Below are 19,093 nucleotides of genomic sequence, written 5' to 3'. Positions count from 1 at the left end.
CCGGCGGTGCTTGTCACTGTCAGCGCGTTCACCTGGGGGAGCGGGGTCACCGAGGTCGGCGTTCCGCAGCTGTCGCCGCACCCGCAGCCGTCGTCCGATCCGGCGGTGCTTGTCACTGTCAGCGCGTTCACCTGGGGGAGCGGGGTCACCGAGGTCGGCGTTCCGCAGCTGTCGCCGCACCCGCAGCCGTCGTCGGACGAGGTTCGGACGGCGGGTGGCGATGTGGACGTCACGGTGATGGCGCCGGCTTCCCGCAGGGCCGAGTGCAACCGCAGGAGCCTCAGCCCGTTCGCGATGATCACCAGGGCCCAGGCCTCGTTGATCAGCACACCCGCGGTGAGGGTGAACCTGCCGCCGACCGCGAAGATCACCAGGAACAGGATGACCGCCAGCGACAGGGCGATGTTCTGCGCGATGATCCGGTTCGCCCTGCGGGCAAGCGCGACCGCGTAGGGGAGCTTGTTGAGATCATCGGCCATCAGCGCGACGTCGGCCATTTCCAGCGCAACATCGGTACCGGCAGCGCCCATGACGATGGCGACGTCGGCGGTGGCCAGCGCCGGGGCGTCGTTGACGCCATCGCCGACCATCGCGGTGATACCGGACTCCTTGATGGAGGCGACAGCCGTGCTCTTCTCATTGGGCATGAGCTCGGCGCGAACGCTCTCGATGCCCAGCCGGCCGGCGATCGCCTTGGCGACCCGCTCCCGGTCGCCGGTGAGCATCGTCGTGTGCGTGACGCCCACCCGACGCAGAGACTTCAGCGCGGTGACCGCTTCCGGACGCAGCTCGTCGGCAACACCCAGCAGACCGATCAGACGGCCGTCCACGCTGACGGCGACGGGAGTTCCGCCGGCGTCCTCGACAGCATCCAGTGCCGCCTGCGCCGCGGGATTGCCGCGCAGATCCCCGACCCTGCCGACCACGACCATCGCCCCGCCGATGACGGACTGGGCACCCACACCGGGAATGACCTCGACATCGTCCGCAGGGGTGACCACGATCCCCCGCTCCCGTGCCGCCCGCACGATCGCCTCGGCGATCGGGTGGGTCGCACCGGCCTCCACAGCTGCCGACAGCGTCAGCAGCTCGGTCTCGCCGTAGCCGTCGAGCGGGTGCGCCTGGAGAAGCGTCGGCCGGCCCAGCGTCAGCGTTCCGGTCTTGTCGAAGGCGACGGAGCGCAGCTTGGCCAGCTGCTCCAGATACGCACCGCCCTTGATCAGGACTCCGTCCCGGGCTGCTCGCGCCACCGCGGACACGACACTGACCGGCACGGACAGCACCAGGGAGCACGAGCAGGACACGATGAGCACGACCAGCGCCCGGTAGAGAGCGTCGGTGTAGGAGATGTCGAACACCTGCGGGCCGAACGCGGCCATCAGGACCGCCAGAACAATCATGATCGGCGTGTAGATCGTGCCGAACTTGTCGGCGAACCGCTGCGCCTGCCCCCGGTTCTGCTGAGCCTCCTCCACCTCCTTGATGACCCGGGCCAGCACCGTGTCCTCGAACGGCTTGGCGACCTTGATCCGCAGGGCCGCGTGCCCGTTCAGGGTTCCGCCGTACACGTCCGCGCCGGGCTCGACCTCCACGGGCATCGACTCACCCGTGATCGCGGACGCGTCGATCCAGGAGGCTCCCTGGACGACGGTGCCGTCGGTAGGCAGCCGCGAGCTCGGACGGACCAGCACGATGTCGCCGACCTCGAGCCGTTCCACTTCGATCTGCTCGACGGTGCCGTTGGACGAGAACCGTTCCGCCATGGCCGGGCTGAGGTCCATCAGCTTCTGGATGGACTTGCGTGCCCGGTCGGCGACGTAGCTTTCCAGCACGACGCCGAGCGAGAAGATCACAACGACGCAGGCGGCTTCCAGTACCTTGCCCAGCGCCAGCGCCCCCGCCACCGCGACGACGAGCAGGACGTTGATGGACACCCGCTTGGCCTTGAGCATCATCAGGGCGGTGCGTGCGGGATAAACAATGCCGACCGCCACACAGACGTACGCGAGGATGGTCGCGGCCGACTGCGTCTCGGTGTAGCAGCCCATGATCTCGACCACCACCATCAGCGCGGCGGCGATCTCCAGCATGATCATCTCAGGGCGCAGCCACCACCGAGTCCGTTTCGTGGCCTGCTCGGCATTCTTGTCCGCGCCGGCGCTGGTGTGAGCGGGCTCAAGAACCAGCCCGGACGCGTTCGCCGTCCTGAGCAGCACGGCGTCATCCAACGCGGTCGGTGCCTCGACCACGAGGGTGCCCGTGGCAGACAGCACACGTACATCACGCACGCCGGGAACACGGCGCAGCGCTGTCAGGTCACTGGCGCATTCGACACAACCGGATATCACGCGGTAGCGACGGGACTCGACATCGGCTTCGGGCGGGACAGTCATGTTGCCGCCCGCCGAGGCGGCGAACTCGTTCACCCTTGGTCACCTGCCTGTCAGTGGGAAACTTGTGCTAACTGGAGGAGCGTAAAGTTTGGAGTCGACTCCAAAGTCAAGCCCTTTGGCGCACCAACTTTCTGAGCCACGGCATCTGCCCGCCCGCCGCCCGCCCCAGCCGGCGCGGAACAGGGTTGACTTAAAGCCGGGTTCAACGGAAAGACTCGCGCCGCGTCCTGGCCGCAGCAGCCCTGGTACCCGCCGTACGCGGCAGCGCCGATCACCTACGTCGTCTCGCACCTTCACCGGTGACGTTCATTCAGCAGGTTCGGCCCCTCGGGCTGGCCGCGGAGGGGGAATGGAAATGGGCGATTCTTCGGAGTCTTCGATTGAGCGCGCCGTCGCGACGATGACCCTGGGCATCGATTCGAGCGGTCCCGCGGAAGACCGACGGGCGTACATCAGCGTCGGTCTCATCGATCTGCTCGCAGCGGTCACAGGACTGCCGACCTCCGACGTACCCGAGGAGACACCTCTGCAGGTCGAGTCGCTCCAGGCGACGCTGATAGCCGCGGTCCTCGACGCCGCCTTCGACGTGCAGGTGCCCCTGACCGCCCTCACCGCCGGCGTCTGCGTCCCGGACCTCGCCGAGCTCCTCTTCGACGCCGCCGCACCGAGCGCAACCGCACCGCGCACGCTGGAGGCCCTCGCCGACCCTGCGGGCAGCTGTGATCCGTTCGACCTCACCGACGTACAGCAGGCCTACCTCCACGGCCGGGAATCCGGCCACGAACTCGGCAACGTCGACGCCTCCTTCTACGTCGAACTGGACACCACGGATCTGGACGTCGACCGCTTCGAGCGGGTGCTGCGCGCAGCGGTCGCCGGCCACGACATGCTCCGCGTGGTCATCCTCGAGGACGGGCGCCAGCAGGTCCTGCCCGAAGTACCCGACTTCACCATCGTCAGAGAAGATCTTTCCGCGCTGTCCACCCGGGACCAGCACGAACGTCTGGAAGCGCTGCGCACCGAAGCGACGGCGAAGCGACGCGACGTGCACCAGTGGCCCCTGTTCGACGTCCACGCCACACGACTCGACCCGCAACGGATCCTGCTGCGCTTCGGCATAGACCTGCTGATCTGCGACGGAGCCTCGTTCGCGCTGCTCGTCGAGGAACTCGCCGGCCGGTACGACGACCCGGAACGCCAGTGGCCGGTCGCCGGGCTCACCTTCCGGGACTACCAGCGCGCCGTCACCGGCCCGGAGCACGCGGGCAAAGTGGAAGCCGCGCGCACCTACTGGACGAGCCGCATGGACAGTCTGCCCGCGGCACCCCTGCTGCCGTTGGCACGCCCGCTGGCCGCCATCGACACCCCACGCTTCCACCGTCGGCACCGGGCCCTGTCCGCGCCGCTGTGGCAGAGCTTCAGGGATCACGCCACTGCCCGCGGTCTGACCTCCTCCGCAGCTCTCGCCGGCGCCTACTCCGACGTCCTGGCCCGCTGGTCGCAGTCTCCCGATTTCACCGTCAACCTGACCGTGAACAACCGCAAGCCCGTGCACGAGCAGGTCAGGCAGGTCATCGGGGACTTCACCACGCTCACGCTTCTGGAGGTCCACTCGGACGCCGGCAGGCCGTTCGCCGAACGCGTCGCGGCTCTGCAGACCCAGCTGTGGGAAGACCTGGACCACAGTGAATACAGCGGGATCCGCGTCATGCGTGAACTCGCGCGACGGTCGGGGCCCGCGACCGCGATCGCCCCCGTGGTCTTCTCGACCTTCGTCGGCTCCGGATTCAGCGACGGCTTCGACCCCGACTGGTTGCGCGGCATCAACTACACGCTCGCGCAGGCACCCCAGCTCACCCTGGAATGCCTCACCCTCGAATACCGCGGCGAACTGAACATCACCTGGGACTCCGTCGACGACGCGTTTGCTCCCGGACTGCTCGACGACATGTTCACGGCCTACTGGGACCTCGTCCACCAGCTGGCCTCCAGCGAGACCGCCTGGGACCAGCAGGCAACCGTCCACCTGCCCGACCGGCAACTGGACGAGCGCCGGCGGGTCAACCAGACCGCAACGCCGGTTCCTGACGTGCTCCTGCACCGGCTGGGACCCGCCCTGGAACGCCGCGGCGGCGAACCGGCCGTGATCACCAAGGACCGCACCCTCAGTTACGGCGCTCTGGACCGGATGGCCTGCCGCATCGGCCGCGGACTGCGCCGCGAGGGAGCCCGCCCGAACCAGCTGGTGGCCATCGTGATGGACAAAGGCTGGGAGCAGGCCGTCGCCGCCCTGGCAGTCCTCTACTCCGGCGCCGCCTACCTCCCCATCGACGCCTCCCTCCCCCCCGATCGCATACGCCGCCTCCTGGCCCTGGGCGAAGTCGACATCGCCCTGACCCAGACGCCCGTACGCGACCGCCTGGAATGGCCCCCCGGGCTCACCGTGCTCGACGTCTCCGACCCCAGCCGCTGGTCGCACGAGATGGACGGCCACCTGGACGATGTGCAGAGCGCCACGGACCTCGCCTACGTCATCTTCACCTCGGGATCGACCGGCGAACCCAAGGGCGTGATGATCGACCACCGCGGAGCTGCCAACACCTGCTGGGACATCAACACCAGGTTCGGAGCCGGTCCCGACGACCGGGTGCTGGGCCTGTCATCGCTCAGCTTCGACCTGTCCGTCTGGGACCTCTTCGGCGTCTTCGCTGCCGGAGGAGCACTCGTTCTGCCCGAGCAGGACGCCGGCCGGGACCCTGAGCGCTGGGCGGAGCTGGTCACCCAGCACCAGGTGACCATCTGGAACACGGTCCCCGCGCTCATGCAGATGTACACCACCTACGCCGAGGCACAGCCCGCATCCAACGCGCTCAAGCCCCTGCGCCTCGCCCTCATGTCCGGTGACTGGATCGAGGTCGGCCTGGCGGACCGTATCCGGGCACACAAGGCCACCCCCATCGACATCATCAGCCTGGGCGGCGCGACGGAAGCGTCCATCTGGTCCATCTGGCACCCCATCGGTGCGCCTGCCCCCGGCTGGAAGTCAGTCCCTTACGGCAAACCTCTGGCCAATCAGTCCTTCCACGTCCTGGACGACCACATGAGGCCGTGTCCCAACTGGGTGATGGGCCGGCTCTTCATCGGCGGTGTCGGACTCGCCCGCGGCTACTGGCGCGACCCCGAGCGCACCGGCGAGCGATTCGTCACGAACCCGCACACCGGCGAGCGCCTCTACGACACCGGTGACCGCGGCCGCTATCACCCCGACGGGACCATCGAGTTCATGGGCCGTGACGACGGCCAGGTCAAGGTGAACGGGTACCGCATCGAGCTCGGAGAGATAGAGCACACCCTCGCCGCGCACAACGAGGTGCGGCAGGCGGTGGCCGTCGCGGAGAACAACCGGCTCCTCGCGTTCGTCACGACACGCGGTGAAATCTCCCCGGACGGCGACGAGGACGCACGCGCGCAGGTCGCCGACTGGCAGGAGGTCTTCGACTCCCTCAGGAGCGACACCTCAGCGCAGACCGCAGGATGGGCCGACAGCTTCACCGGCAAAATGATCTCCGCCCAGGACATGGACGACTGGGCCGACATCACAGCACGCCGCGTCCTCGCCCACCGCCCCCGCCGTGTCCTGGAGATCGGATGCGGAACCGGGCTCATCGCCACCCGCCTGCTGCCCGAGTGCGTGCAATACGTGGGGACCGACCTGTCGGCACGCACGCTCCAGGACCTGACCCTGCGCCTGGAACAGGACGGTACGGCCGCCAGAGCAACCCTGCTGCACCGCGAGGCGACGGACCTCGCCGGTGTCCCGCGCAACCACTTCGACTGCGTCGTCATCAACTCGGTCGCGCAGTACTTCCCCTCCGCCGACTACCTGCTGGACGTCGTCCGCGCGGCACTGTCCACGCTCCGTCCCGGAGGAGTGGTCTACCTGGGCGACGTCCGGGACCTGCGGCTCCTGCATCGCTTCCACGTGGCGGTCGAACGCGCACAGGCCGGCCCGCAGGACGTGGCCAGGGACCTGCTGTGGCGTGTGGAGCAGCGGGAGCTGACCGAGAGTGAACTGGTCGTGGACCCCGACCTGTTCTGGACGCGACTGGGCAGCCCCGCCACCATCCTGCCGCGTCCCGGAAACGCGAACACCGAAATGGCCGACTACCGCTACGACGTGGTGGTGTTCAACGAACCGGGCACCGTCCGCGACCTTTCCCCCGAACTGCGGTGGACCAGCAAAACGCGCACCTTGCCCGAGCTCGAACAGACCCTCGGCCGCCGCATCCCCTCGGTGTGCCTGCACGGCGTATCCAACGAGCGTCTCCAGTACGACGGCGCGTGGGCAGCACATCTGCGCGACCCGGCGTCGGCCGGCCTGCCGCTCGCGGAGTTCGACAACGTGGCGTGGCCGCAGGCGCAGAGCGACCGATGTCTCACCCCCGCGCACCTTCTCGACCTGGCCGACCGGCACGGATACCTCTGCGAGTTCTTCTACCGCCCGCAGTCAGCTCCGGGCACTTTCGACGCCGTCTTCGCCCTGACCCCGCACGACGCCGAAACCGCCTTCCGTTCCTACGCGTTCACCCTCAAGGACCCCACCGGGGCCAGGCCACTGTCCAACACTCCGCTGCGCGCACGGCAGATCGCCTCCCTCCCGGCCCGGGTCACCCAGCACGCCCGCGCGGCCCTTCCCTCCTACATGGCGCCCAGCGACGTGTTCGTCCTGCCCGAACTCCCGCTCACCGCGAACGGCAAAGTCGACATGGCCCGGCTGCGTGACACGGCCGGCCGAGACCGCGCACACCCTCACGCACCGCAGGACGCGCAACCCGCCGACAGCATCGAGCAGGCACTGGCCAACGCCTGGCAGCAGACCCTGGGCCTGACCGGGGTGTCCGTGCACGATGACTTCTTCCGCATCGGCGGCGACTCCCTGCTCGCCGTCCACCTGGTCAGAACCGCTGGTCACGCGGGCATCGAGGTCACCGTCGCCGAGGTGTTCGCCCACCCCACGATCGCGGCGCTCGCCGCCCTCGTACGCGGGCGGCAGCCGGAGCACGGCACCAGCCCCGAGCCGGCAGAACTCGACCACATCACCCCTGCTCCCGAAGACCGCTTCACCCCCTTCCGCCTCACCGACCTGCAGCAGGCCTACCTGCTGGGGCGCAACGGCTTCTTCGAACTGGGCAACGTCGCAGCCTCCTTCTACGTCGAACTGAGCGCGCACGACCTCGATCCCCAGCGCCTGTCCGCCGCCATCGATGCGATGGTGCAACGCCACGACATGCTGCGTGCCGTCATCGGGCCGGACGGCCAGTGGCACGTACGGCAGGAGGCAGCGCCCTACCCCGTGGCCGTGACCGACCTGCGCGCGCTCGGCCAGGCCGAGACGGAAGCCGAACTCGCACGCGTCCGCCGCGAGTGCAGCACGAAGATTTTCGACCCGGGCACCTCGCCGCTGTTCGACGTCCGCGTCAGCCAACTGAACTCGTCCAGCCGGCTCCACATCAGCCTGGACCTGCTGATCGCGGACGGTGGGACCGTCGCCGTGTTCCTCACCGAACTCGCCGCCCGCTACGCCGACCCCCACCGGTGCTGGCCGGAACTCGAGCTGACATTCCGGGACTACCAGCGCGCGATGGACGAGGCGGAGAACAGCCCCCGCTACCAGCGCGCCCGCGACTACTGGACGGCACGGGCCGCCGACCTGCCGCCGGCCCCCCGCCTGCCTCTGGCCGCCGAACCCGCAGACATTGACGAACCCCACTTCACACGGCGTACCCACCGGCTGCCTGCCCCCTCCTGGCAGGCCCTGCGACACCGTGCCACCCAGCACGGGATCACCCCCTCCGCCGCCCTCGCCACCGCCTACGCCGACACGCTGAACGCCTGGTCCGACGGGGACCCGTTCACCTTGAACGTCACCGTGAACAAGCGCCTTCCGCTCCACGCCCAGATAGCCGACATCATCGGTGACTTCACCGCCACCAGCCTCCTGGCCGTGACCACCGACCCGGTCGCACCCTTCGCCGAACGCGCCAGGACGCTCCAGACCCAGCTGGCCCGAGACCTCGACCACAACGAGTTCACCGGCATCAAAATGCTTCGGGAACTCGCACGGCTGCACGGCCCCGAACGGGCCACCATGCCGGTGGTCTTCACCAGCGCCCTCGACTCCGCGGGCGCCGACTTCGGACAGGCGGTCGGCGGCCTGGGCACGATGGTCAACAGCATCGTGCACACCCCCCAGGTCCATATCGACCACCAGGTGTTCGAGTACGACGGAGAGCTCGTCCTGAACTGGGACTCGCTCGACGAACTCTTCCCAGCGGACGACATCGACCGGATGTTCCAGCTTTACGTGGACCTGGTGGGTCGCCTGGCCGCAGAGGACTCCGCCTGGCAGAGCGAAGCCCCGCACCGAGCCCAGCCCCGCGGATCCGCACCCGCCGGCACCCGCCCCCTGCCGCCCGCCGCCCCCGACACCATCCCGGCCGCAGCCGCGACGGACACCGCCCGACAGACACTCCGCCGGATCTGGGCCGAAGTGCTGGGCATCGAAACGGTGCCCGACACCACGGAATTCACCCGCCTGGGAGGCGACTCCCTGCTGGCCATGCAGGTGATCGCCCGAGCCGCCGCAGAGGGACTCGTGATCTCTCCCCGGGACTTCTTCGCCCACCAGACCATCGCCGCTCTCGCCTCCATCGCACGCCCGGCCGCGCCCGATGTCCGCCCGCCCCACGAGGGCGACATGATCCTTCTGCCCCGGCAACAGGTCCTGCTCGAACAGTGGAAACACCCGCAGGAGCACAACTACGTCCTGCTCTTCGACATCGCCGAACCCCTGGACCGGACCGCCCTGAGGGTGGCTCTGCGCACCTTGCTGCGGCACCACGAAGCACTGCGCCTGTCGTTCACGGCGGGGGAGTGCGGCCACACCGGCCACATCACGCCGATCGACCAACTCGAGACCCCCCTGACGTGGGTGGACCTCACCGACGTCGCACCGGAGGCAGTCGCACAGACCGTCAAGGATGTCAGCCTGCGCCTGCAGTCCTCCATCGACATCACAGCCCCTCCGCTCCTGCGCGTCGCCGCCCTGCAGCACCAGGGGCGCCAGCAGCTGCTCATCGTCATCAACCGACTCATCTGCGACAACTACTCCTGCCGGATCCTGTGCGAGGACCTCATCTCCGCCTACCGCCAGGTCGGCGAGAGAGGTGAGGCCGCCCTCGCACCGGCGGACTCACTTGCCGCCTGGTCCGAACTCGTGCGCTCCCAGGCCGACGACCCCCAGGTCCAAGGCGAACTCACCCACTGGCTGGGTCTGGAACCCGCCCCCGCCCCGCCGGCGATGGACGAGAACCTGCCGGCCGGACCCGCTCTCATCGCACTCGACCCACAAGCCAGCGCGGCACTCGTCGCCACGACAGCCGTTCCCGACACCCTGCTTGCCGCCATCGCCCGCGCGATCGGCCGGCGCACCGGCACGGCTGCCATACGCGTCGACGTCGACTCGCACGGCCGCGATGTGCCCTCCGGCGCGCTGAACCCGGCCCGTATCGTCGGCCGACTCGCCACCCGGTGGCCCCTGGACGCACCGGCCCTGACCACTCTGCCGCTCAAGGAGGCGGCCGCCGCCGTCGGCCGGACACGTTGCCAGGCCCCGGCCGCCGGGAACCACTACGAACTGCTCGCCATGTTCGGCAACGAGCCCGCACTGCGAGTCACGCCGGCGTCCGTGCTCTTCAACTACCTCGGTCACTCGGACGCGTTGTGGGAACGACTGGGCCTGTCGCTCAGCCCGGATCACCCGGGCGTACTGCCCGATCCCGACCCGCAAAGCCGCTGTCTGGAGTTCATCGCCGGCTTCTTCTCGGGCCGGCTCGTCCTGGCCTGCCTGTCCGGGGCGCCCGGCCTTCTCCACGAGATCGGCAGCGACCTCACCGTCGGGCTCCTGGGCCACCCCGCGCCCCTGAGCGTTCCGGACGATCTCGACGTACTGCGGCACTGGCTCGCCCACTGACACAGGAGACCAACCCCATGACAGACCAGTCGATCGTCGCAAGCCTGGCCGCCCAGCCCCACGACCGGCCGCTGACCGTCCTGGACGACGAGCTGCGTCCCACCTCGATCTCCCTGGGAGAACTGCGGGCCCGTGCCGAGGTCGTCGCAGGGGCGCTGCGCCACACGTACGGCGTCGGACCTGGGCACCGCGTGTGTGTGCTCGGCCGCACGTCGCTCGACCTGATCACCACACTGTTCGGGATCTGGCGGGCCGGTGCGGCGGTCACCGTCCTGCCCGCACCGCGTACCGCAGACCTCACCGACCTGCACGACCTGGCTCAACGCCGGGTGACGGCGGCACACGGCTCGCTGGTCGTGACCGACCTGCCCACGGCCACCGCCCTGCAGGGCAAGGTCTCCGTCCCCGTGGCCGACTTCCCGTCCCTGGCCGTGAACGTTGCCGGCAGGCCGCTGCCGCTGCCGGGTGCGCACGACACGGCCCTGCTGCAGTTCACCTCCGGCACGACGGCTCTGCCGCGCGCGGTCGCCGTCACCCAGGGACAGATCGTCGCCAACTCCGCCCAGTGCTTTGCCGCAGGAGGCATGACACCGGGTGATGCCTTCGTCTCCTGGCTCCCGCTCTTTCACGACATGGGCATCATCTTCCTGACCGGCGCCATCGTGCACGGCTACCACGCCTGCACGATGGCCACCCAGACGTTCAGCTCCCGGCCCGGCGCCTGGCTCGACGCGCTGACGACATACCGGGCGGCGGCCACCGTCGCCCCCAACTTCGCCTACGGACTGGCCCACCGCTACCTCACCTTCCGCCGCAACCGTTACGACCTGTCCTCCCTGAGGTTTGCCGTGAACGGTGCCGAACCCATCGACGCCGAAGCCCTGCGGCGCTTCACCACGTCCGCGGCCGACTACGGGTTGCCACCCACGGCGATGGCCCCCTCCTACGGGCTGGCCGAGGCCACCTTGGGGGTCACCGTGGGACGCCATGACGAGACCTACCGCAGCGTCACCGTCGACCGGACTGTGCTCGAAGAAGGCACCGCCCAACAAGTCCAGGAAGGTGCACCCGGGCGGACCTTCGTGGACTGCGGCACCGCGATCGAACACACCGACGTCACCATCACCGACGACGACGGTGTGCCGCTGGCCGACGGCCGCATCGGCTCGATCCGGGTCCACGGACCGGGCGTGGTCGGCCAGTACTGGACAGCCGACGACAGTCCTCACCCCATCCCGCTGCTGGACGGCTCCCAGCGGCTCGTCACGGGAGACCTCGGCTTCCTTCTGGACGGACGCCTCTACGTCTGCGGACGGCAGAAAGACATGATCATCGTGGCGGGCCGCAACCTCTACCCCGAGGACTTCGAGTTCACCACCGAACGGATCCAGGGCATCCGGCTGGGCAACGTCATGGCCTTCTCGCTCCCGGCCAGCGAAAACATGGTCGTCGTGGCCGAGACCAGTCTCGTCGGCACACCCGCCATCGAACTCGCCCACACGGTCCGCGAGACCCTCTCCCAAGAGCTCTCCTACGCGCCCCACGACGTGGTGCTGGTGTCCCCGAAAACGCTGCCCAAGACAACCTCCGGAAAGCGCCAGCGCAGCCAGTGCCGCACTCAGTACGAGACCAACCAGCTCACTGTACGAGCCAGCACACTCGCGACGAAGTAGGCCGGCATGCAGCCTGCGAACCCCTCCCGCGCCACGCCCCCAGAACCACGCGCCGCGCACGCGGCCGACGACGAATGGTTCCTCGCCGTCGATGCCCCCGCCTCACTGCCGACGCTGATCCTGTTCCCCCACGCCGGGGCCGGCGCCGCGGCCTACTGGCGCCTGGCACAGTCGCAGCGCGATTTCGCCCGCTGTCTCATCGTGCGCCTGCCCGGCCGCGAGAGCAGAGCCCAAGAACCCCGGTTCACCGACATCCGGCCCCTGGTACGCGCACTCGCCCCGGCACTGTGCCCGCACCTGGGCGGCAACTACGTGCTCTACGGCCACAGCATGGGGGCACTGATCGCCTTCGAGACGGCGAGACTGTTCTCCCTGGCGTACAACATGCCTCCCCGCCGCCTCATCGTCTCCGGGATGGAAGCCCCCCAGGACAGCCCCACCGGCCAGGCCCGCCACCTCCTCGGCGACAGCGAGCTGTGGCAGGTGGTCGGCGAGATGGGCGGCATCCCTCCCGAGATCATGGCCGACGACTCGATGCGGCAGCTGCTGCTGCCCTCCCTGAGGGCGGACTTCGAGGTGACCGACACCTACACCTTCCGCGCCATGCCGCTGCTCTCCTGCCCGATCAGTGCCTATGCCGGCGAGACGGACCCGGAACTGCCGGTGGTGGCCATGGCCGGCTGGGGGGCCAACACCACGGGCGCGTTCGCGCACACGGCGATGCCCGGCGATCACTTCTTCAACCTGGACAGCCACTCGGGGTTCACGCAGGAGCTGAGGGCCTGCCTGACCGGCTAGCACGAAAGACCCGCAGGTCAAACAGACGAAGCACGCCTGATTCCGGATAGACCCGCGGGATGCGCCGCCTCCCGTCCCTATCCTGCGCTCATGAAGACGGAGACAAGGGTGGTCCCCATCGAACTGGGCCCTGAGCCCTGGGAGGAACCGGCGGCGCTTGCCTTGACAGGCGCATCACCCCGTCTGCTGCTTGTGCGAGCGGCCGAGCTCCGTCCGGTGGTGGCACTGCACACCGCTTCGCTGGACATCGCAGAGTTGACCCGTGCGGCCTCCTTCCGTCATGCCGGCGACAGGGACACATACCTTGCTGTCCATGTCGCGCTGCGTCTGCTGCTCGGAAGGCATCTCGGGATCGGTCCCGGCGACGTACCACTGAGGCGGTTGCCCTGCCAGTCGTGCCAAGGCCCCCACGGCCGACCGGTGGTTGAGGGGCAACCCCTGCATTTCTCCGTCTCGCACAGCGCCGGTGTGGGTCTGCTGGCCTTCGCCTCCGTACCCATCGGAGCAGACGTGGAGAGAGTCCCGAGCCCCGGTGTGGCCGAGGAAATCATTCCGATGCTTCACCCTCGAGAGGCCCAGGAGCTGGCAGCAGTACGGGAAGCCGAACGGCCCCGCGTTTTCGCCCGGACCTGGGCACGCAAGGAGGCGTACCTGAAAGGGCTGGGCACGGGGCTGGTGCGGGGGCTCTCCCTCGACTACGTGGGCTCCGGCGACGCTGCCGGCGCCAGGCTGCCGGGCTGGATCATCCGCGACGTAGCCGTGGGCGATGCCCATGAAGCAGCCGTAGCGGTGCGGACCTGACACCGGCCGGTTCACCCCCGGAGAAGGAACGCAGCCGACTACTCCAGCGGAACGCCAAGCCGGGCCGGTTCCGGCGATGCGGGTCTTCCCCGCGAGCGTCTGCGCCCGCTGTCAGTCGGCAACTTGGCCCCCGGACGGCAATGCCCGCGCCAGCACGTCCAGCGGCAGGGCCCGCAGCCGGACAACCGGCGCTGTCATGGGGCACTCCATGACAGCGCCGCCATCATGGGGCTGCGCCGGCCGACGCATTGGACGTGTCTGCCGGCCGGGTTGCACGGCGGGCGGCCTTGCGGCGACGACGGGCCCGCTCGGGCCTGGTGATCTGGCGCGGGTCCGCGCGGCGACCGTCCGCGCGGCATCAAGGAGGTCGTGGGGACGTGCGGGTGAAGCTGCCGCACCACGCCGCCTACGACGTTCCGCACGATGTCAGCGCGTTTCGTGCCAGCCCGCGCAGCCAGGCATGGGCGCTGTCGGTGTCATAGCGCTGATGCCATGACAGGTATATGGGTGCCGACGGCAGTTCGAGCGGCAGGGGGAGCACGACCAGGCCGAGGTCGGCGACCGCGGAGCGCGTGGTTGTCTCGGGGACGCTGATCACCAGATCGGAGTCGCGCGCGAACGCGAACGCGGCCCCTTCTGTGGGCGCGGTCGCCACGACGCGGCGGCTGAGGCTGAGCCGCGCGAGGGCGTCGTCGAGGGCGTTGCCGAGGTTTCCACGTCGCGAGACGGTGACGTGCTCAGCTGCGGCGTACCGCTGCGCGGTGAGGGCTTTTTCGCGGGCGAGGGGGTGCCCCCGCCTCACGACGATGACGAGGCGGGTCTCGCCCACGTGCTCGGCACGGATATCCGGCGCGCTCGGGTGGTTGGCGTTCGCCTCCAAGTCGACCTCGCCGCGCCGCAACTCGGGTGTGTCGACGCTCGATTCCGCGATGAAGCGCAATCGCACGCCCGGCGCCTGCCCGCGTACGGACGCGAGCAGCGCGGGTCCGCTCAGGGCGACCAGGGAATCGTGCCAGCGAAGCGTGAAAGTGCGCTCCAACGTCGCCAGATCGAGTTCACGGCTCGGTGCGAGTACCCCGTGGACCTGGTGCAGGAGCTCGTGCACCTGTGCCCGGACGGCGATCGCATACGGCGTCGGGGTCATCATGCGGCCGGTGCGCACCAGGATCTGATCCCCGGTCGTGCGCCGAATGCGGCCCAGACTCCGGCTCATCGCGGGGGCGGTGACATGGAGGCGGGCGGCCGCCCCGGCCACACTTCCCTCCTCCAGCAGCGCGTCGAGCGCGGTGAGCAGGTTCAGATCCAATTGCATCTGAGTAATCCTAGCCGTGCTTGACATGCATTTGAAGTTAACGCTGGGGCTCCATACCGTTGAGGCGAAGCGCACCACGGAACGCGCGGCTCGGCCCGACCGACTTCACCAACCCCTCCTCAGACAGGAGCACCACCATGTCCGAAACGCTTCAGACCACGGCCATCACCGGCTCCGACGCCGACCTGCTCACCCAGACCGTGATCGCCGTGCAGACGGCCGGCTCGGCGCTGCGCGAGCGCTTCGGCGAGGTGGTCCGCTACCAGACCCGCGAAGAGCTCATGCACGCGCTTGCCGCCAACGACGACACGGCCCTCGACATCCTGCGCCCCCGCCTCACATACCTGCGCCCCGACGCCGGCTGGGTGGAGGACGAACTCGACGGCGGGGCGCTGCCGCCCGGCGAATGGTGGGTCGTGGATCCGGCCGAAGGCAACGTCAACCACCTTCACGCCCTGCCGGAATGGGCGGTCACCGCCACCCTCGTACGCGAGAACCAGCCGGTACTCGCCGTGGTCCACCTGCCGTTGACCGGCGAGACCTACTCCGCGCTCACCGGTGCGGGCGCGCACCTCGACGGCCGGCCCCTGCACGTCTCCCAGACCGCGAGCCTCGACCTGAGCATCGTCGCCACCAGCCAGGCCCGGCCGGACGAGGACGAGAAGGTCGTGCGGCGCGTCGGCTCCTCGATCACGGCGATGCTCTTCGACGCACTCGTCGTCCGAGCCGCCGTGCCCGCGACCTTGCACCTGGCGAACGTGGCCGCCGGCAGGGCCGACGTCTTCTGGCAGTTCGCCGGGGCCCGTGCGGATCTGCTCCCCGGGGCGCTGCTCGTCCAGGAGGCCGGCGGACGGATTTCCGACGCCGAGGGCCGCCCCTGGACCCCTGAGAGCAACAGCTTCCTGGCCGCCGCACCCGGCGTCCACGCGGAAGCCGTCGCGACGCTCTCCCGCTGACCCCTTACGAGAACTGACCCCTTACGAGAACCAGAAAGACCAAGGAACGAATCTGTATGAACGAGATCGCAGTACTCGGAAACGGCCGCGTCGGCGGCAACCTGGCCGCCGCCCTCACCCGGGCAGGGCACCAGGTCACCGTGGCGGACCGCGCGCAGGGCGCTGCCGCCGACGCCGGCCGCACCGCCCGGATCGCCATCAACGCCACACCGGGTGCCGGCTCACTGGAACGTCTCGCCGCCCTGCGCGAGGAACTGCGGGGCAAAATCCTCGTCGACGTCTCCAACGCCACCGTCGACGGCCCGGACGGGCTGCCCGCCGCCCTGCTCTATCCCGGCTCCAGCCTCGCCGAACAGCTGCAGGAAGCGCTCCCCGAAACCCGCGTCGTCAAGACACTCAACACCATGCTCTTCCCGGTGATGACCGCGCCGGCCATGCTCACCCAGCCGCCGACCGCGTTCCTCTCCGGCGAGGACCCGCAGGCCAAGCAGACCGTCCGCGAACTGCTCACCGACCTGGGCTGGCGCAAGGAGTGGATCACCGACCTCGGCGGAATCCAGACCGCCCGCGCCACGGAGGCCGCGATCCTGTTCGTGCCCCATGTGATCCGCTCCAGCGGATTCGCGCCGTTCGCGTTCTCGATCGCCCGCTGACCGCGCACACCGCACCGTGACGGGCGGGGTCCGTCCCTCCCGGATGCGACAGCGCAGCCGGGGCCGGTGATGGAGCGCCGGACGGCGCCGTCTCCCGCCCCCGGGGCTCCGGCCGAACTCCTCGGCCGGCTGCGCGCCGGCCGGCGCGCAGCGCAGTGGGTGCCGGCTTCGAGCAGGATTGCCGGGCAAAAGAAACACGAGCCGGCCCGGTCCATTGCGAGGTCGGCGAGGGTTTCTGTCGCCGGTCAGTGAATCTGAGCTGCCGCTGAGCGCCGTACTCGCAGAGTGTGCTTGCGGGCATGGCGCCTGCTGCTCCCCGTGTCCGTGGCGGGGTGGTGTCACCTGCTGTTGTCGCGTTCGGGGCCGGGGTGGGTGGGGGAGCGGAAGGTGCGGCGGTAGGTGTCCGGGGGGACGCCGACGGTCCGGTGGAAGTGTCGGCGCAGGGTGGTGGAGGTGCCCATGCCGGTGGCGGTGGCGATGGCGTCGATGGTGTCGTCCGTGGTCTCCAGGAGTTCCTGGGCGTGGCGGATGCGTTGGGTGTGGAGCCACTGCAGCGGCGTGGTGCCGGTAAGTGCTTTGAAGTGGCGGCCCAGGTGGCGCGAGCTCATCCGTGCCTGCCGGGCCAGGTCTTCCACGGTGAGCGGCTCGTCCAGGCGTTGGAGGACCCAGGGGAAGAGATCGGCGAGGGGGTGGTTGCCGGGGTCGGGAACCGGGGTGGAGATGAACTGGGCCTGCCCGCCGTCGCGGTGTGGTGGAACGACCAACCGACGGGCGATCTTGTTGGCGTTCGCCGAGCCGTGGTCGAGGCGGATGAGGTGTAGGCACAGGTCCAAGGCTGCGGCCTTGCCGGCGGAGGTGAGCACGTCGCCGTTGTCGACGTAGAGGACGTCCGGGTCCACCGTGACGTGGGGATGGCGTCGGGCGAGTTCCCCGGTGTGCGCCCAGTGCGTGGTGGCGCGTTTGCCGTTCAGCAGGCCGGCGGCGGCCAGGACGAATGCCCCTGTGCACAGGGAGACCACGCGTGCGCCCGCCGCGTGGGCCGCGCGCACCGCGTCGAGGAGTTCCACGGGCGGGTCCACATCCGGGTCGGCCCAGGCGGGGACGATCACGGTGTCGGCGTACGGAAGGTGGTCGAGTCCGTGGTCCATTTCCAAGCGGTAGCGGTCGATCCGCACGGCGCCCGGTCCGCAGAGGGAGAAGCCGTACCAGGGGTCCACGATGTGGGTCAGGTCCGAGCCGAACACCTCTATCGCCAGGGACAGCTCGAAATGCAGCATGCCGTCGGTGACGGCCAGCGCGACGGTATGCATGTCCGAAAGTGTATGACGCATGTCGTTCCAGACGCTCGTGGGAGGTGCTGTTCGTCGTCAGGATGTCCATAACGGATCACAGCGGAGCTACCGCGGATCAGTCGGATGCAGGGAGCAACTCATGGGATCGGGCCAGCAGGTGGCGGTTTTCGGCGCGTACGGGCACACCGGACGGTTCGTCGTGGCGGAACTGCTCGAGCGCGGGTACGTCCCTGTGCTGTGCGGCCGTGACGCCGACAAGCTGAAGGCGCTGGCGCACGAGGCCGGCCTGGACGCCCGTGTGGCGTCGGCCGGCGACCCGGCCTCACTCGACCGCGCCCTGGCCGGTACGTCTGCCGTGATCAACTGCGCGGGGCCGTTCGCGTCCACGACGGCACCCGTCATCGAGGCCGCCTTGCGGGCGGGGATTCCGTATCTGGATGTCGCGGCCGAGATCGAGGCCAACCTCGACACGTTCGCGCACTTCGCCGACCGGGCGCGCGAAGCGGGAGCGCTCATCGTCCCGGCGATGGCCTTCTTCGGCGGTCTGGGCGACCTGCTGGTCACAGCGGCGATGGGCGACTGGACCGAGGCCGACTCGGCGCACGTCGCCTACGGACTGAGCCACTGGCACCCCACCGCCGGCACTCGCCTGTCCGGCGCGGTCTCCCGGGAGCGGCGCGGCGACTACCGCCTTCGCTACACCGGCGGCCAGTGGGAGCACCGCACCGATGCCCCGCCCGCCCTGGAATGGTCCTTCCCCGAACCGATGGGATCACGTCAGGTGATCGGGGAGTTCACCATGGCCGACGTGGTGACCATACCCAGCCATCTGTCCATCCCGGACGTGACCACGTACATGACGGCCGAGGCGGCCCGCGACGTCGTATCGCCCGACACGCCCGCGCCGACCGCGACCGACGAGAGCGGCCGGTCCGACCAGACCTTCCTCATCGACGCCGTCGTACGGTCGGGCGACACCGAACGACGTGCCGTCGCACGCGGGCAGGACATCTACGCCGTTACCGCGCCGCTCGTCGTGGAAGCCCTCGACCGTGTCCTCGGCGGTCGCACCCACGCGGTCGGCGTTGCCTCCGCGGGCCAGATGTTCGACGCCCCCGACTTCCTGCGCGCACTGTCCCCGCACATCACCCTGGAACTGCATCCGTAGGGATTGTCGTACCGG

The 19,093-nt window shown here is 69.4% G+C and carries 10 protein-coding genes; 7 read left to right on the top strand and 3 right to left on the bottom strand.

Features of this window, described 5'->3' with window-relative positions; translation table 11 throughout:
* A partial coding sequence (locus ACZ7J0_RS27825; RefSeq protein WP_470891833.1) for a heavy metal translocating P-type ATPase occupies positions 1–2,288 on the bottom strand: 2,288 nt, incomplete at its 3' end.
* 460 nt (positions 2,289–2,748) lie between these two features.
* On the opposite strand from ACZ7J0_RS27825, the gene ACZ7J0_RS27820 reads away from it, so the two are divergent.
* The 4 genes from ACZ7J0_RS27820 to ACZ7J0_RS27805 all read left to right on the top strand — a co-directional run bounded on the left by ACZ7J0_RS27820 (position 2,749) and on the right by ACZ7J0_RS27805 (position 13,697).
* On the top strand, positions 2,749–10,425 hold the full coding sequence (locus ACZ7J0_RS27820) for an amino acid adenylation domain-containing protein (protein ID WP_470891831.1): 7,677 nt from the start codon (positions 2,749–2,751) through the stop codon (positions 10,423–10,425).
* A 17-nt stretch (positions 10,426–10,442) separates the two neighbouring features.
* Positions 10,443–12,098, top strand: coding sequence for an AMP-binding protein (locus ACZ7J0_RS27815; protein ID WP_470891829.1), 1,656 nt, complete (start codon positions 10,443–10,445; stop codon positions 12,096–12,098).
* 6 nt (positions 12,099–12,104) lie between these two features.
* Positions 12,105–12,896 (top strand): thioesterase II family protein, encoded by a 792-nt coding sequence (locus tag ACZ7J0_RS27810; RefSeq protein ID WP_470891827.1) that lies wholly within the window; start codon positions 12,105–12,107, stop codon positions 12,894–12,896.
* A gap of 90 nt (positions 12,897–12,986) precedes the next feature.
* Positions 12,987–13,697, top strand: a complete 711-nt coding sequence (locus tag ACZ7J0_RS27805; RefSeq protein WP_470891825.1) for a 4'-phosphopantetheinyl transferase family protein — start codon at positions 12,987–12,989, stop codon at positions 13,695–13,697.
* Between the two features lie 406 nt (positions 13,698–14,103).
* Here the strand turns inward: ACZ7J0_RS27805 and ACZ7J0_RS27800 are convergent, their stop codons facing one another.
* Positions 14,104–15,009 (bottom strand): LysR family transcriptional regulator, encoded by a 906-nt coding sequence (locus tag ACZ7J0_RS27800; RefSeq protein WP_470891823.1) that lies wholly within the window; start codon positions 15,007–15,009, stop codon positions 14,104–14,106.
* 137 nt (positions 15,010–15,146) lie between these two features.
* On the opposite strand from ACZ7J0_RS27800, the gene ACZ7J0_RS27795 reads away from it, so the two are divergent.
* Positions 15,147–15,965, top strand: a complete 819-nt coding sequence (locus ACZ7J0_RS27795; RefSeq protein ID WP_470891821.1) for a 3'(2'),5'-bisphosphate nucleotidase CysQ — start codon at positions 15,147–15,149, stop codon at positions 15,963–15,965.
* A 56-nt stretch (positions 15,966–16,021) separates the two neighbouring features.
* Positions 16,022–16,618, top strand: coding sequence for an NADPH-dependent F420 reductase (locus ACZ7J0_RS27790; RefSeq protein ID WP_470891819.1), 597 nt, complete (start codon positions 16,022–16,024; stop codon positions 16,616–16,618).
* Between the two features lie 338 nt (positions 16,619–16,956).
* On the opposite strand, the gene ACZ7J0_RS27785 is transcribed toward ACZ7J0_RS27790, so the two are convergent.
* Positions 16,957–17,928 (bottom strand): helix-turn-helix domain-containing protein, encoded by a 972-nt coding sequence (locus tag ACZ7J0_RS27785; RefSeq protein WP_470891817.1) that lies wholly within the window; start codon positions 17,926–17,928, stop codon positions 16,957–16,959.
* Between the two features lie 121 nt (positions 17,929–18,049).
* On the opposite strand from ACZ7J0_RS27785, the gene ACZ7J0_RS27780 reads away from it, so the two are divergent.
* The gene (locus tag ACZ7J0_RS27780; protein WP_470891815.1) at positions 18,050–19,078 is read left to right on the top strand and encodes a saccharopine dehydrogenase family protein; all 1,029 of its coding nucleotides are present in this window, start codon (positions 18,050–18,052) and stop codon (positions 19,076–19,078) included.
* Positions 19,079–19,093 lie beyond the last annotated feature (15 nt).

The sequence above is a fragment of the Streptomyces sp. NPDC038280 genome (assembly GCF_055600045.1).
This window is presented reverse-complemented; position numbering and strand designations above follow the sequence as displayed.

Bases quoted from the DNA above. Each gene is read 5' to 3' on its own strand.
- ACZ7J0_RS27820 (WP_470891831.1), top strand. From the start codon at position 2,749: ATGGGCGATTCTTCGGAGTCTTCGATTGAGCGCGCCGTCGCGACGATG.
- ACZ7J0_RS27815 (WP_470891829.1), top strand. From the start codon at position 10,443: ATGACAGACCAGTCGATCGTCGCAAGCCTGGCCGCCCAGCCCCACGAC.
- ACZ7J0_RS27810 (WP_470891827.1), top strand. From the start codon at position 12,105: ATGCAGCCTGCGAACCCCTCCCGCGCCACGCCCCCAGAACCACGCGCC.
- ACZ7J0_RS27805 (WP_470891825.1), top strand. From the start codon at position 12,987: ATGAAGACGGAGACAAGGGTGGTCCCCATCGAACTGGGCCCTGAGCCC.
- ACZ7J0_RS27800 (WP_470891823.1), bottom strand. From the start codon at position 15,009: ATGCAATTGGATCTGAACCTGCTCACCGCGCTCGACGCGCTGCTGGAG.
- ACZ7J0_RS27795 (WP_470891821.1), top strand. From the start codon at position 15,147: ATGTCCGAAACGCTTCAGACCACGGCCATCACCGGCTCCGACGCCGAC.
- ACZ7J0_RS27790 (WP_470891819.1), top strand. From the start codon at position 16,022: ATGAACGAGATCGCAGTACTCGGAAACGGCCGCGTCGGCGGCAACCTG.
- ACZ7J0_RS27785 (WP_470891817.1), bottom strand. From the start codon at position 17,928: ATGCATACCGTCGCGCTGGCCGTCACCGACGGCATGCTGCATTTCGAG.
- ACZ7J0_RS27780 (WP_470891815.1), top strand. From the start codon at position 18,050: ATGGGATCGGGCCAGCAGGTGGCGGTTTTCGGCGCGTACGGGCACACC.